Origin of the sequence: Stenotrophomonas sp. 2694 (assembly GCF_040548715.1) — a bacterium.
Taxonomy (GTDB): domain Bacteria; phylum Pseudomonadota; class Gammaproteobacteria; order Xanthomonadales; family Xanthomonadaceae; genus Stenotrophomonas; species Stenotrophomonas indicatrix.
Map to the genome: position 1 here is coordinate 30,323 of NZ_JBEPSG010000021.1, position 14,073 is coordinate 44,395.

Below are 14,073 nucleotides of genomic sequence, written 5' to 3' on the forward strand. Positions count from 1 at the left end.
GGGGAGCGTTCGGCGCCGAATATAGAAGACAGCGCGCTGCGATCCAGCGAAAAACGCATGAAACATTTTTCATTTGCAGTGCACACCCGTGGTTGCGAGGATGCGCAGGTCCCAATCTGCAAAGTGGCCCATGCCGCGCGTACTCACCATCGAGGACGACCTTGTCACCGCGGAGGAAATCGCCACCGAGCTGCGCAGCCACGGCTTCGAGGTGGACCTGGCCAGCGACGGCAGCAGTGGCCTGGCGCTGGCACGTTCAGGCGACTACGCGGTGATCACCCTGGACCGCATGCTGCCCGGCATCGACGGGCTGGCCCTGGTCACCACGCTGCGCCATGAAGGCATCGCCACGCCGGTGTTGATGATCAGTGCGCTGTCGGACGTGGATGAACGCGTGCGCGGCCTGCGCGCAGGTGGCGACGACTACCTGACCAAGCCGTTCGCCTCCGATGAAATGGCCGCGCGCGTGGAAGTGCTGATCCGGCGCCAGGGCCAGGCCGCTGCCAGCGACAAGGTGCTGCGCGCCGGCGACCTGGAACTGGACCTGATGAGCCGCTCGGTACGCCGTGGCGGCCAGGAGATCAACCTGCTGCCGACCGAGTTCAAGCTGTTGGAATTCCTGGTCCGCAATGCAGGCCAGGTGGTCACCCGCACCATGTTGTTCCAGGAAGTCTGGGGCTACCACTTCGACCCGGGCACCAACCTGATCGACGTGCATATCGGCCGGGTGCGCAAACGCATCGAACAACCCGGCCGGCCGCAGCCGATCCTGACCGTACGTGGAACCGGTTATGTCTTCGACGCGCAATCCTGACCATTGGCGCTCATCCAGCAGCCGCCTGCTGGGCCTGTACTGCATCCTGTTCGTGGCCTGGTCCAGCCTGCTGCTGGGCGTGATGTACTGGCGCATCTCGGACTACCTGAACGACCTGACCGAATCCGGCCTGCAGCAGCGCGCCCATCTGTTCATGAGTTTCGACGGCCCGGCGCTGGATGACGCGCTGCGCGACAGCCAGCGCTTCGACCTGCACCAGGTATATACGTACGGGCTGTTCGACAAGGCCGGCGTGGCGATGGCGGGCCCGCTGACGGCCATCCCCGAAGGACTGCCGCTGGATGGCAACTCGCACCAGGTAGCGGGTTGGACGCTGGTCGATGGCCGCCACGAGAGCGGTGGCAGCGCGCTCGGCGTGGTGACCCGGGATGGCCGGACACTGGTGTTCGTGCGCCAGAACGGCAAGCTGATGGCGGTCAACAGCATCATCCTCGATGCACTGCTGTGGGGCGTGTCACTGACCGTCATCCCCGGGCTGGTGGGCTGGCATCTGCTGCGCCGGCGCCCATTGAAGCGGATCCAGCAGATCGAAGCGGCCACCAACCGCATCATTGCCGGCGACCTCGGGCAACGCCTGCCGGTATCCAACCGACGCGATGAGATCGATCGGCTGTCGAGCATCGTCAATGCCATGCTGGAACGCATCGAACAGCTGATGACCGAGGTCAAAGGCGTGTGCGACAGCATCGCGCATGACCTGCGCACACCGCTCACGCGCCTGCGTGCACACCTCTACCGCATGCGCGTGGGCCTGGACGAACACGACCCGCATGCGGACCCGCTGGACAAGGCGCTGGCGGAGACCGACATGCTGATGGCGCGCTTCGCCGCCCTGCTGCGCGTGTCCGAGCTGGAAAGCCACCAGCGCCGTTCGGCCTTCGACGAGGTCGACATCGCCGACCTGCTGCAGGAACTGCACCAGTTCTACCTGCCATTGGCCGAAGAGAAACAACAGGATCTGCAGCTGCAGGTGGCGCCGCAGATCGGCATGCTGCGCGGCGACCGCGAACTGCTGTTCGAAGCGGTGGCCAACCTGCTGTCCAACGCCCTGCAGTTCACGCCTGCGCACGGGCGCATCCTGCTGCGCGCGGTGGACGACCACGGCGCGCCCCGGATCGATGTGATCGACAACGGGCCGGGCATCCCGCCGCAGGACCGCACCTTGATCTACCAGCGCTTCTTCCGCGGCAGCAGCAGTGCCGGGCAAGGGCCCGGCTTTGGCCTGGGGCTGTCGATCGTGGCCGCCATTGCCGGGCTGCACGGCTTCCGTGTCCGCGCCGGCAGCGCGCCCGGCGGCGGCGCCTGGATGAGCATCCGGGGCGCCGCAGACGGCCTGCCCTGAAGCCGGACTCATCACCGACAAGTGCATTTGGGAATCATTTGTATTTGGAAGCGGGCATCCGGATAATCCGCCGTCACCGCCCTTCCCGGATTCCCCACGATGCCCGCCCTGCCGTCGCGCCGCCCGCTGCTGTACGCGCTGTTCCTGCCCACCCTGCTGGCGTCGGCCATCGCCCAGGCCCAGGACGGCACTGCGGCCCGGACCCTGGACAAGGTGACCGTGGTGGCCGAGCGCGCCAGCACCGCGACCAAGACCGACACCGCCCTGACCGAGACGCCGCAGGCGATCAGCGTGGTCACCCAGCAGCTGTTCACCGATCGCGGCGCACACAACCTGCAGGAAGTGCTGCGCTACAGCGCCGGTGTCACCGCTGACGCCTGGGGCCTGGACACCCGCAATGATGCCAGTTCGGTACGCGGCCTGGACCCGGTGCAGTACCAGGATGGCCTGCGCCGCAGCTACGGCTTCAGCCCACTGGCACGCCCGGAGGTATACGGCCTGGAACGGGTGGAAGTGCTGCGCGGCCCGTCATCGGTGCTGTACGGAGCGGGCGCCACCGGCGGCATCATCAACGCGATGAGCAAGCGCCCGGCCTTCGGCGCCGCCAGCGGTGAGGTCGGCCTGCAGCTGGGCAGCTTCGATCGTCGGCAGCTGCAGGGCGACATCGGCGGTGCGCTGAATGACGACGCCACGATTGCCGGGCGTTTGGTCGGCCTGGTCCGCGAATCGAACATGCAGACCGATGTCCTCAAGGACGACCGCGTGTATCTGGCACCCTCGATCAGCTGGCGCGGTGAACGCAGTACGTTGACCCTGCTGGCCAGCTACCAGCACGACAAGACCGGCTCCAGCCAGCAGTTCCTGCCGCTGGCCGCGACCCTGCACGCAGCGCCCGGTCGCCGCCTGGATCCGACCACCTTCATCGGCGATGCCGGTTTTGACCGCATCGATTCGCGCGTGTACAGCCTGACTGCCCTGTTCGATCATCGCTTCAACGATGCGGTCAGCCTGCGCTCGGCGGTGCGCTACATCGACGGCAAGACCACCCTGCAGCAGTTGTATGTGGATAGCTACAGCAACCCGGAAAACCCCTTCATCGATGCCGACCGGCGCGTGGTCAACCGCACCGCCTACGGCACGCAGCCGAACATCCAGGTGATCAGCGCCGACAACGCGGTGCAGTTCGACTTCGCCACGGGCGCCTTCCAGCACCTGCTGCTGGCCGGCGTGGACTACAGCCAGTACAAGGAGCAGCTGCAGCGGCTGGATGCCACCGGCACGCCCATCGACGTCTACGCGCCGGTATCGACCGCCCCGACGGTACGTGGCTGGGAGCGCCAGCCGGACCAGGAATCTTCCCAACTGGGCGTGTATGTGCAGGACCAGATCCGCTGGGCTGATCGCGTGTCGCTGGTGCTGGGTGCGCGTCGCGACCATGCTCGTTCGAAGACCGAAGGCCAGCCCAGCCAGACCGACGATGCCACTACCTACCGTGCCGGACTGATCGGCGACGTCGGCGGCGGCGTATCGCCGTACCTGAGCTACAGCGAATCGTTCCTGCCGGTGTCCGGCCAGGATCTGTTCGGCAACGCCTTCAAGCCGATGCGCGGACGCCAGGCCGAAGGTGGCATCAAGTGGCAACCGGCCCGCAACATGCTGTTGACCCTGGCCGCCTACCGCATCACCGAGACCAACCGCCAGACCAACGACCCGGACAACGTGCTGAACGTGGTCCAGACCGGCCAGATCCGTTCCAAGGGCGTGGAGCTGGAGGGCCAGTTCCAGTTCGCCAACGACCTTACGGTCACTGCGGCTTACGCGCGCAACGAAGCCGAAGTCAGCCGCAGCAACTTCGCACTGGAAGTGGGCGAACGCCTGAACGACACCCCGCAGGACCTGGCCTCGGCCTGGGTATCCAAGGGCTTCCAGCTGGATGACGCCGCACGAATGAAACTCGGCCTGGGTGTCCGCCATGTCGGCAACACGGTGTCGCTGGGCAACGGCGGCCGCGTCATCACCCCCAGCTACACCCTGGCCGATGCGCTGGTGGAAGTGCAGGTGACCAACTGGACCTGGGCCTTGAACATCACCAACCTCACCGACAAGCGTTACTACGCGCCGTGCCGCACCTTCGGCGATTGTTTCGCCGGCTACCCGCGCGTGGTCACCGGCACCATCAGCTATCGGTTCTGAGCACGGCAACGGCCGGCGACCGCCGCAGCAGCACAGCCAGCACCCCATTGCTGGCGTGCTGGCCACACGTTACGCAGGTGCGCAGATGCACCGCCCGCCGCCGCTCCCCATGCACGACGCGCATTGCCACCCCCGAGGCAAGCGCCATCAGCGCACTCGTGGCTGACCACGAACGGGCGGCGGGCGATGCGGGTTGGCGTACCGGACAACTCTGGGACTGACCGGCGGATCATTGTGATCCCCACACATCGCCCACCACGGACAGCGGGTCACGAGATCCGCAGGCGCCATCCGTGCGCCTGCCGATCACGTGCCAGAGTTGATTGTGGGACGCCAATCCCAGCCGGCCGATGATGGCCGACGGGGGCATGCTGAGTGCTGTCGCCGAGGCGGTATGTAGGGGTTGTCCGCGCCCGCGCCTCAGGCTTGCCGCAGGTGCGATTTCCAAGGGCAGAACTGCAGGACGAGTCACACTCCGCAGGCATGCACGACGCCGATCAGCGTCGCACCACTGCACGCAGCACAGATGCTCAGCTGGCAATCACGACACCGGTTGCGCTGCCATCGCCAGGAAATTCTGCAGCACCGGCGCAGGCGATTCCGGGCGCATGCAGAACTGCAACTCGAACGCAGCGTTGCCGCCATCCAGTGGTCGATAGACGATTTCTTCGGGACGGAACCCGGCCATGCTGGCCGGCACGATCGCCACGCCCGCTTCCACGGCCACCAGCGACAGCACTGCGTGCATGCCCTGTGCTTCCTGCACGACCCGCGGCGTGAAGCCGGCAGCGGTACACAGGCCCAGCACCTGCGCGTGGAAGCCGATGCCTTCGGCCGACGGCCATGAAACGAACGGCTCGTCCACCAGCGCGGCGACATCCAGCCGTGGCCGTGCGGCCAGCCGATGCGCGCGCGGCAGGGCAATGGCCAGTCGATCATGGTCGAACGCCTGCAGATGCAGCTCTGCGGAAATGATCGGCGGAATCAGGATGCCCAGGTCGATGCGTCCCTCGCGCAGCCACTGTTGCTGCTGCCGCGAGGTGGCTTCGTGCAGATGCAGCTGCACCTGCGCAAACGCATGGCGGAACAGGCGGATCAGTGCCGGCAGTCGCCCATAGAGTGCGCTGCCGACGTAGCCGACACGCAGGCTGCCGGTCTGCCCTGCCGCCGCTTCCCGCGTGCGCTGCAGCGCCTGTTCGGCGTGCTGCAGGGTTGCACGCGCCTCCACCAGCAGCGTCTGCCCCGCTGCGGTCAGGCCCAGCGTGCGGTTGCCGCGTACGATCAGCCCGGTACCCACCTCGTCTTCCAGGCGCCGCATCGCCGCCGTCAATGGTGGCTGCGACATGTGCAGGCGTGCAGCAGCGCGATGGAAGTGCAGTTCTTCGGCCACCGCCACGAACTGGCGGAGCAGGCGCAGATCGATCATTTCATCGCAGGCAGGGGGAGACCTGCCTAGGGTACGCGTTCAACCGCGCGCGTCGACACTCGGCCGTGCAATGACCGGCCACTGCAGGGCCACCGATTCGATGCTGTCCGCTGCCACCGCACGCAGGTCGCGCGGATAGGCCACGTGTTCGGCTTCCTGCAATCGCAATGCATGGAACTGGCCGTTGCTGGCCCGCAGGGTCCAGCCACCCTGCCGGCACCGCGTAGAGGCAAGGAAGGCGACCCCGGGTGCCACCGCCTCTGGATGCAGTTCATCCGGTTCCCCGTCGATGCCCCACATGCGGGTCTTGGCCACCGGCGACACCGCGTTGACGACGATGCCGTGCTCGGCACCTTCCAGGGCCAGCACATTGACCAGCCCCTGCGCAGCCAGCTTGGCCATCGCGTAGCCGCACAGGCCGCGCTGCGCATACTGCGGGTACAGCGCGCGATCGGAGGTGGTCAGCACGATGCGGCCGCCGCCGGCAGCACGCATCGCAGGCCATGCCGCCTGTGCCAGCCACAGCGGTGTCTTCGCCGCCAGGCACAGCATCTGCTCCAGCGCATCGTCTTCCACCACTTCAATACCGGCGTAGGCCACCCAGCCGGCGTTGTGGATGATGAAGTCCAGGCGACCATGCCGCTGCAGGATGTCCTGCACGAGCGCGTGGCAGCCACTGCGCTGGTTGATGGGGCCGCTGGCGGCTTCGACCGGCAGGCCCTGGGCATGCAGTGCTGCCACCGCTTGGGCGATGCGCTGCGGATCGGTACCCGTGCCGTCCGTCGCGGCGCCCACGTCATGCATCACCACGTGCGCGCCACGCTGGGCCAGCAGGCGGCTGTAGGCCAGGCCGAGGCCACCGGCGGCACCGGTTACCAGGCCCACCTGGTCTTCGAACGAGATACTGGAATTGGGTTTCATCGGCACAGCTTCAACCAGGCGCGCCGGCCCCGGCCAATACTGTTGGCTGCACGCCACGATACGCCGACGCTATCGCGCGTCATCGGTTGAAGCGGCGGGCGCCGGCCACGCAGATCACCGCTGCCACGGTCACCAGCAACATGCCGGCGCTGACGGTCTCGTGCAGCAGCAGCGCCGCCAGCGCCAGGCCGAAGAACGGCTGCAGCAGCTGCAGCTGGCCGACCGCAGCGATACCGCCCTGGGCCAGGCCGCGATACCAGAACAGGAAACCGACCAGCATGCTGAACACCGCCACGTACCCCAGCGCCCACCAGGCCGACGCGGCGACCGCCGTGAACGAGGCCGGACGCATCGCCACCATCAGCGGCAGCATCACCGGCAATGCCAGCAGCAGTGCCCAGCTGATTACCTGCCAGCCACCCAGATGCCGGGCCAGGCGGCCGCCCTCGGCATAGCCAAGTCCGCACACCACGATCGCTGCCAGCATCAACAGGTCGGCCTGCAGTGAGGCTTCGATGCCGTTGCGCGCGGCGTAGCCGACCACACAGGCGCTGCCCAGCAGCGAGAACACCCAGAATGCCGGGCGTGGCCGGTCACCGCCGCGCAGGACGCCGAATACCGCCGTGCTCAGCGGCAACAGGCCCAGGAACACGATGGTATGTGCCGAGGAGGCGTGGCGCAGGGCAAGCGCGGTCAGCAACGGGAAGCCCACCACCACGCCCAGGCTGACCAGCACCAGACCGGGCAGATCGCTTCTGACCGGGCGCGGCTGGCGCAATGCCAGCAGCAGCACCAGCCCCAGCAACGCGGCAATGCTGGCGCGTGCGGCGGTGACGAAGCTGGCGTCCAGCTCCATCACTGCCAGGCGGGTGGCCGGCAACGAGCCGGCGAAGATCACCACACCGATGAAGCCATTGATCCACCCGCTTGCCGACCGTTCCACACCCTGCTCCAGAAATGCCGGGCAATGGCCGGCCGTGCCCGTCATTGGGCCACCGGGCACGGGCGATACACAGCTACAATCCAGTACAGTCACAAGTAACTGTACTGCCCACAATCCCCTTACAGTCACGCGCATGTCCCGACCGCCCAGCCGCATCGACAGCGTCATCCACGCCGTCCGCTCCCGCATCAGTTCGCGCCTGGATGGCCCGGGCAGCCGCCTGCCCTCGGTGCGCGCGCAGGCCACGGCGATGGGCGTTTCCGTGTCCACCGTGGTCGAGGCCTACGAACGCTTGGCCGCCGAAGGCGTGATCGCCGCGCGCGCCGGCTCCGGCTTCTACGTGGCTGGCCCGGCGGCACCACTGGCGCTGGCGGAAATGGAACCGCGGCTGGATCGCGCGGTGGACCCGCTGTGGGTATCACGGCAATCGCTGGAAACCCCGCCGGGACACCTCAAGCCTGGCTGCGGCTGGATGCCCAGCGACTGGCTGTACCACGATGGCCTGCGCCGCGGCCTGCGCCGCATGGCCCGCGCCGACTCCGCGCAGCTGGTGGACTATGCAGGACCGCTGGGCCTGCCGGCATTGCGGCAGACACTGCAGCGACGCGCGGCCACGCTGGGCATCGACGCGTCGATGGAGCAGTTGCTGCTGGCCGAATCGGGGACGCACGCGGTCGACCTGATCTGCCGCTTCCTGCTGAAGCCCGGTGACTGCGTGCTGGTCGACGACCCGAGCTATTTCAATTACCACGCGATGTTGAAGGCCCATCAGGTGCAGGCCATCGGCATACCGTACACGCACACCGGGCCGGACCTGCAGGTGTTTGCCAGCGCGCTGCAGGAACACGCGCCACGCCTGTACATCACCAACGCCGGACTGCACAACCCGACCGGCGCGGTGCTGTCGGCGACCACGGCACACCGCCTGCTGGGCCTGGCCGAACACAGCGAACTGATCATCATCGAAGATGACATCTTCGCCGACTTCGAGCTGCGCCCGGCGCCGCGGCTGGCGGCGCTGGATGGATTGTCGCGGGTGATCCATGTCGCCAGTTTCTCCAAGACCATTTCCGCGGCATCGCGCTGCGGCTACATCGCCGCGCGCCCGGACTGGATCGAGGCACTGACCGATCTGAAGCTGGCCACCAGCTTCGGCGGTGGGCACCTGGCTGCGCACCTGATGCAGATCGCACTGACCGACAGTGGCTACCGCCGCCACATGCAGGCGGTGCGCACGCGCCTGGCCGATGCGCGCAAGCACACGCTGCGGCAGGTGCAGAAGCTGGGCATTACGCCATGGCTGCAACCCGATGCAGGGCTGTTTCTGTGGTGCCAGCTGCCCGATGGCCGTGATGCATCGGCGGTGGCCAGGCAGTGCCTGCGCGAAGGCGTGGTGGTAGCGCCGGGCAATGCCTTCAGCCAGTCGCAGCGGGCTGCCGACTACGTGCGCTTCAATGTGTCGCAGTGCCAGGACCCGAAGATCTGGCAGGTGCTTGGGAAGGCGTTGCAGCAGCACAGCTGAAGCATCCGAGTGCGTTATCCTGCCAGCCATCCAGGCAAGGAGCGCCCGCATGCGTCGATGGATTGGCATCACCTTGGTCTGCGGGCTGGCCAGTGGTTGCGTCACGTTCGGGCCACCCGACGGCTCGCTGCAGATCGCTGGCTATGCGCCCACGGATGGCAACTGCCAACTGCAGATCACCGCGCCGGGGGCGTCCAACACGGATGCCGAGCCGGTACAGGGCTATTTTCAACGGCACTTGATGGTTCATTCCAGCAGAACCGGTCGCGTCGCACTGCTTTGCAATGGCAGGCCGCAGGCCGAACGCAGCTTCCGCTATGGCCGCGACGTGGGGTTCGGCGAGGTTCTGCCGCTTCTTGTTTTCGAACGCAGCGCGCTGGATCTGGGCGGCAGCACGCCGGTCGTACGCATGCGCGCCTTCCAGTCCGACTTCCTGGAATGGAACAAGGCCTCGCTTGCACGGCTGGCAGAGCATGGCCCATCGCGCGGCCAGGCATTGGCCGATGCGTCGTACGCGAAGCTGGTGGAGCACTATGCCCTGCCGGGCACCTCTCGCACTGTCATGCGCCGGCCCAGCGTCGAGTCAGCGCATGATCCGGAAATGGAACAGGTCCTGGCCGTGCATATCCTCGGCGACGCAGCGTCCATACGTACCGCGCAACAGCGTCGCTCAAGCGTCCGCATCCATGAGTACCGGCTGCAGCGCGTACACGATGACTGGCGATTGACCGGCCTGTATCGCCTGGAAGCAGACGGGATGAAGCCCGCGCTCTGAAAACCCCGGGCTCAATGGGCGAGGTAGGTCTCTGCCGGGATGTCCAGAAGCTCCGGACCCGAAAGCGCGGCGCCCTGCAGATCGGCGCCGGTATTCAAGGCGTTGTCGATCGCGTTGAGCGACGAACTGCGCTGGCAGATCGCCCGGAACGCGGCGCGTGGCCCTTCGTGGTACATGACGAGGGCGCGCTGGAGACCGGCAGCGAATACAGGCTCACGGTCGAGCGGCAGTTCATGCAGGTCGCCCTGTGCGTCGGAGGCGGTGAAGGTACCGGGCAGCTGCACGCCCAGTTCCATATGACCGATCAGCGCCATGGCGAAGGCTTCAGGCAACCACACCAGCAGGCGGCGCATCTGCCAGTGTTCGCTGCCGAGCGCGAGCAGCGCCCGCTCGGCCTGCTCCTCATCCACGCCCTCCCGTCCCAGCATTGTCAGCGCCAGTTCGAAGGCTTCCGCCGATGGCATCGCGGGGCTGCGAGGGTCCATTCCCGATCTCTTGAATGCATGCAGGCGCAGACCTTAAGCAAAGGCGAGCCACTGTGCAATCGACACTTGCCGAGCACGGTAAAGTGGATGTTCGCCATTGCCGCAGGAATCCTTCCGATGTCCTTCTCCGATCCCCATGCCGTGGCCCGCTACGCGGAGGGCCCGCTTCGGCAGGTACCCGGTTTCCTCGGACTGCAGCAGATGAGCCACCTGCTGCTGGCCGAACACGTACCCGATGACGGCCAGGTGCTGGTGCTCGGCGCAGGCGGCGGTCTGGAACTCAAGGCCTTCGCAGAAGCGCACCCGCAATGGCGGATGCTCGGCGTCGATCCTGCCGCGCCAATGCTCGCGCTGGCCGAACAGACCCTGGGGCCGTTGATGGCCCAGGTGACGCTGCTGGAAGGCTACATCGACGATGCCCCGCGCACCGTCTTCGACGGCGCCACCTGCCTGCTGACCCTGCACTTCCTCACCGTTGAACAGCGCCTGCACACCCTGCGCGAACTGCGGCAACGGCTGCGCGCAGGTGCGCCGTTGGTGGTGGCGCACCACAGCGTGCCGCAGGACGCGGCCGGCAAGCATCGCTGGCTGCAGCGCTACGCCGCGTTCGCCGAGGCTTCCGGCATTCCACGTGCCGATACACAGCGCGCGATCGAGGCGATCGCCGAGCGCCTGCCGCTGCTCTCACCCGAACAGGAAGTGGCGCTGCTGCAGGAGGCCGGCTTCGAGAACGTGGAACTGTTCTACGCCGGCTTCAGCTTCAGGGGCTGGGTGGCACATGCGCCGGCCACACCGGCATAGCGCCGCGACGCACGCTCATGGCACCACGGTGATGCCGATCCGCTGCATCAGCAGCGCGACCTGCTGCACATCGAGCGTGGCGCCACGCAGGTTGGTGCTGCGCAGGTCCAGTTCGCCCAGTTCGGAGTTGGTCAGGTCGCAATCGGTGAAGTTGGCGGAATTCCAGTCGACGCCATCGAACTGGCCGCCGGACAGGTCCGACCCTGCAAAACTGGCGCCGCTCACGTTGGCACCGTCCCAGCGGTTCTCCCACAGCTCGCACTTCTCCAGCGTCACCCGCGAGAAGTTGGCATAGCGCAGGTTGCTCTTCTTGATGAAGGCACTGCAGAACCAGCTGCGCGTGGTGATCTGGTTCATGAAACTGGCGTTGCTGAAATCGGCACCCTGTGCGCGGCATTCGCTGATTTCCAGCCCCAGCGCCTTGATGAAGTTGAAATTGCACATGCTGATGTCGCACTGGCAGAAGCTGGCTTCCTTCAACGTGGCACCACTGAAACGGCACCCGGTGCGCGTGTCGGCATCGTAGAAAACGCAGTTCACGAACTCGGTGGCGGTGAGGTCAGCGCCGGAGAAATCGCATTCCAGGAACTGCTGGTCGACCACCTTCTGGCCGGTGAACTGATCGGCGCCGATGCGCAGCTTATGGTGAACAGTGGAGGGCATGCAGGGTTCCGTGCCGGGTGCCTTGCCATGATGCCGCGCTGGAAAGGCGATGGGCAGGACGCGCTCGCGTGGGATTCACCAGCGCTGCAGCCGAAGTGTGTACATCCCACCCTTACGCGCCACCGCCAATACCCGATCTTGCACGTTGATGCATGATTGTGCACACTTCAGGCATGACCTCCGACCCGACACTACCCGCCGAACGTACCCAGTTGATCCTGCAGGAGTTGCGCCAGCAGGGACGCGTGGTCGCCGCCGAACTGGCCCGCCGTTACGCGGTTTCCGAAGATTCGATCCGCCGGGATCTGCGTGAACTGGCTGCCCAGGGCCTGTGCCAGCGCGTCTATGGGGGTGCGGTGCTGCCAGCCCCGAAAGCCGTGCCACTGCGCGAACGGATGACCCAGGACCGCACCGGCAAGGACGAGCTGGCCGCCCGTGTCTGTACGCTGCTGCAGCCCGGCCAGGTCCTGCTGATCGATGCCGGCTCGACCAACCTGGCCATTGCCCAGCAATTGCCGGGCGCGCTGGGGCTGACGGTGATCACCAACGCGCCGCAGATCGCCACCGCCGCAGCGTGGCGGGAGGGCACCACCGTACAGCTGATCGGTGGGCGACTGGCTGCCGGCGGCGGCGCGGTTGGCGCCGAGGCGCTGGCCCAGGTGCAGCGCCTGCGCGCGGATGTCTATCTGCCCGGCCCCTGCGCCGTGGACGTGGACACCGGCGTGTGGGCGATGGATGCCGAGGAGGCCACGCTCAAGCGCGCGATGGTCGCCTGCAGCAGCCGCATCATCGTCGCTGCCACCAGCGAAAAACTGGGCGCGCGAGGCAACTGGCAGATCGCCAGCCTGGATGACATCGACGACCTGGTACTGACCACGTCTGCACCGCCTGCCCTGGCCGCCCGCTTCCGCGCCGCCGGCATCACCGTGCATCCAACACCTCCCTGACCGGATCGCCCATGTCCCTCGTCAACCGACCGCGTGCCCAACAGCACGCGACCCGCGCTGCATTCTTCATTCCCGGCTTCGCTACCGCGCTGTGGGCCACGCTGGTGCCCTTCGCCAAGACGCGCACCGCCATCAACGATGCAACACTCGGGCTGGTGCTGCTGTGCCTGGGCGCGGGCTCGCTGCTGGCCATGCCGCTGTCGGGCGTGCTGGCCGCACGGCTGGGCTGCCGCCGGGTAATGCTGGCTACCACGCTGATCATCTGCGCGACGGTGCCCGGCCTGGCGCTGGCCGACTCGGCGTGGTTGCTGGGCCTGGTGCTGTTCGTATTCGGTGCCGGCGTAGGCGCGATGGATTGCACGATGAACGTACAGGCCGTGGTGGTGGAACGCGAAGCGCAGCGGGTGATGATGTCCGGCTTCCACGCGTTCTTCAGCATCGGGGGATTCCTCGGCGCGGCGACCATGACCCTGTTGCTGAGCGCACGCATGGCGCCGGTTGCTGCGGTGCTGCCGGGCGTGTTGATGATGGCGGTGGTCGCGCTGCTGTCGGCACGCCACTGGCGCAGCGAGCGCATCGCGCACGACATGCCGTTGCTGGCCTGGCCACGTGGCATCGTCATGTTCATCGGCGTGCTGGCCTTCATCGCGTTCCTGGCCGAGGGCGCGATGCTGGACTGGAGCGCGGTGTTCCTCACCGACATCCGCCAGGTCGATGCCAGCCATGCCGGCATCGGCTACGTGACCTTCACCCTGACCATGACAGGGGCGCGCCTGTTCGGTGACAGCCTGGTGGAGCGCATCGGCCGGCAGAAGGCGATCGTGGCCGGTGCGCTGCTGGCCTGCGCCGGCGTGCTGGTGCTCACCCTGGTCACGCCATGGCAGGTGTCGTTGGTCGGCTATGTGCTGGTCGGCCTGGGCTGCGCCAACATCGCACCGGCGCTGTTCTCGCTGGCTGGCAGCCAGAACCGGATGCCGCAGGCGATCGCCATCACCGCCGTGTCCACCCTCGGCTTTGCCGGCATTCTTGCCGGCCCGGCGCTGATCGGTTTCGCCGCCAATCACTTCGGCCTCATCGCCGCCTTTGACGGCGTGGCGATGGCACTGTTGCTGGTGGCAGTGTCGACGCGCTGGCTGCGGATGTAGACCTGCATGGCAGGCCGTTGACCTGTCCCTGCAAAGAACCGTGCGCGCGAAGGCGCACGGTTCCACAACACTGCA

Annotated in this window: 13 protein-coding genes; 8 read left to right on the top strand and 5 right to left on the bottom strand. The window is 66.9% G+C overall.

Features of this window, described 5'->3' with window-relative positions; genetic code table 11:
* The first annotated feature begins 130 nt into the window (after positions 1-130).
* From ABIA73_RS17985 to ABIA73_RS17995, 3 genes are all read left to right on the top strand, one after another.
* Entirely contained in the window at positions 131-814 is a 684-nt protein-coding gene (locus ABIA73_RS17985) for a response regulator transcription factor (protein ID WP_025874050.1), read from the top strand.
* Positions 792-2,177: a sensor histidine kinase gene (locus ABIA73_RS17990; protein ID WP_218788817.1), complete on the top strand. Its 1,386-nt coding sequence runs from the start codon at positions 792-794 to the stop codon at positions 2,175-2,177. Before ABIA73_RS17985 ends, ABIA73_RS17990 begins: the two co-directional genes overlap by 23 nt.
* A 99-nt stretch (positions 2,178-2,276) precedes the next feature.
* Positions 2,277-4,370: a TonB-dependent siderophore receptor gene (locus ABIA73_RS17995; protein ID WP_354276103.1), complete on the top strand. Its 2,094-nt coding sequence runs from the start codon at positions 2,277-2,279 to the stop codon at positions 4,368-4,370.
* Positions 4,371-4,911: 541 nt separating this feature from the next.
* On the opposite strand, the gene ABIA73_RS18000 is transcribed toward ABIA73_RS17995, so the two are convergent.
* From ABIA73_RS18000 to ABIA73_RS18010, 3 genes are all read right to left on the bottom strand, one after another.
* Entirely contained in the window at positions 4,912-5,796 is an 885-nt protein-coding gene (locus ABIA73_RS18000) for a LysR family transcriptional regulator (protein ID WP_354276104.1), read from the bottom strand.
* Between the two features lie 39 nt (positions 5,797-5,835).
* On the bottom strand, positions 5,836-6,717 hold the full coding sequence (locus tag ABIA73_RS18005) for an SDR family NAD(P)-dependent oxidoreductase (protein WP_025874054.1): 882 nt from the start codon (positions 6,715-6,717) through the stop codon (positions 5,836-5,838).
* Between the two features lie 79 nt (positions 6,718-6,796).
* Entirely contained in the window at positions 6,797-7,660 is an 864-nt protein-coding gene (locus ABIA73_RS18010; RefSeq protein WP_354276105.1) for a DMT family transporter, read from the bottom strand.
* A gap of 133 nt (positions 7,661-7,793) precedes the next feature.
* On the opposite strand from ABIA73_RS18010, the gene ABIA73_RS18015 reads away from it, so the two are divergent.
* Together ABIA73_RS18015 and ABIA73_RS18020 are read left to right on the top strand one after the other, a co-directional pair.
* A complete protein-coding gene (locus ABIA73_RS18015; RefSeq protein WP_354276106.1) occupies positions 7,794-9,182 on the top strand; it encodes an aminotransferase-like domain-containing protein in 1,389 nt (462 codons plus the stop codon).
* Positions 9,183-9,255: 73 nt separating this feature from the next.
* On the top strand, positions 9,256-9,957 hold the full coding sequence (locus tag ABIA73_RS18020; protein WP_154231473.1) for a hypothetical protein: 702 nt from the start codon (positions 9,256-9,258) through the stop codon (positions 9,955-9,957).
* Between the two features lie 11 nt (positions 9,958-9,968).
* On the opposite strand, the gene ABIA73_RS18025 is transcribed toward ABIA73_RS18020, so the two are convergent.
* Entirely contained in the window at positions 9,969-10,442 is a 474-nt protein-coding gene (locus ABIA73_RS18025; RefSeq protein WP_154231474.1) for a hypothetical protein, read from the bottom strand.
* Positions 10,443-10,559: 117 nt separating this feature from the next.
* Between ABIA73_RS18025 and ABIA73_RS18030 the strand changes: the two genes are divergently transcribed.
* Entirely contained in the window at positions 10,560-11,243 is a 684-nt protein-coding gene (locus tag ABIA73_RS18030; protein ID WP_134832077.1) for a class I SAM-dependent methyltransferase, read from the top strand.
* A gap of 15 nt (positions 11,244-11,258) precedes the next feature.
* Here ABIA73_RS18030 and smqnr read toward each other — a convergent pair whose 3' ends face one another.
* Positions 11,259-11,906: a SmQnr family pentapeptide repeat protein gene (smqnr, locus tag ABIA73_RS18035; protein WP_025874060.1), complete on the bottom strand. Its 648-nt coding sequence runs from the start codon at positions 11,904-11,906 to the stop codon at positions 11,259-11,261.
* Positions 11,907-12,079: 173 nt separating this feature from the next.
* Between smqnr and ABIA73_RS18040 the strand changes: the two genes are divergently transcribed.
* On the top strand, positions 12,080-12,853 hold the full coding sequence (locus tag ABIA73_RS18040; RefSeq protein ID WP_033832060.1) for a DeoR/GlpR family DNA-binding transcription regulator: 774 nt from the start codon (positions 12,080-12,082) through the stop codon (positions 12,851-12,853).
* An 11-nt stretch (positions 12,854-12,864) separates the two neighbouring features.
* Positions 12,865-13,998 carry an MFS transporter gene (locus ABIA73_RS18045; protein WP_354276107.1) on the top strand — a complete coding sequence of 378 codons (1,134 nt, stop codon included), beginning with the start codon at positions 12,865-12,867 and terminating at the stop codon, positions 13,996-13,998.
* Positions 13,999-14,073 lie beyond the last annotated feature (75 nt).

Bases quoted from the DNA above. Each gene is read 5' to 3' on its own strand.
- ABIA73_RS17985 (WP_025874050.1), top strand. From the start codon at position 131: ATGCCGCGCGTACTCACCATCGAGGACGACCTTGTCACCGCGGAGGAA.
- ABIA73_RS17990 (WP_218788817.1), top strand. From the start codon at position 792: ATGTCTTCGACGCGCAATCCTGACCATTGGCGCTCATCCAGCAGCCGC.
- ABIA73_RS17995 (WP_354276103.1), top strand. From the start codon at position 2,277: ATGCCCGCCCTGCCGTCGCGCCGCCCGCTGCTGTACGCGCTGTTCCTG.
- ABIA73_RS18000 (WP_354276104.1), bottom strand. From the start codon at position 5,796: ATGATCGATCTGCGCCTGCTCCGCCAGTTCGTGGCGGTGGCCGAAGAA.
- ABIA73_RS18005 (WP_025874054.1), bottom strand. From the start codon at position 6,717: ATGAAACCCAATTCCAGTATCTCGTTCGAAGACCAGGTGGGCCTGGTA.
- ABIA73_RS18015 (WP_354276106.1), top strand. From the start codon at position 7,794: ATGTCCCGACCGCCCAGCCGCATCGACAGCGTCATCCACGCCGTCCGC.
- ABIA73_RS18025 (WP_154231474.1), bottom strand. From the start codon at position 10,442: ATGGACCCTCGCAGCCCCGCGATGCCATCGGCGGAAGCCTTCGAACTG.
- ABIA73_RS18030 (WP_134832077.1), top strand. From the start codon at position 10,560: ATGTCCTTCTCCGATCCCCATGCCGTGGCCCGCTACGCGGAGGGCCCG.
- smqnr (WP_025874060.1), bottom strand. From the start codon at position 11,906: ATGCCCTCCACTGTTCACCATAAGCTGCGCATCGGCGCCGATCAGTTC.
- ABIA73_RS18040 (WP_033832060.1), top strand. From the start codon at position 12,080: ATGACCTCCGACCCGACACTACCCGCCGAACGTACCCAGTTGATCCTG.
- ABIA73_RS18045 (WP_354276107.1), top strand. From the start codon at position 12,865: ATGTCCCTCGTCAACCGACCGCGTGCCCAACAGCACGCGACCCGCGCT.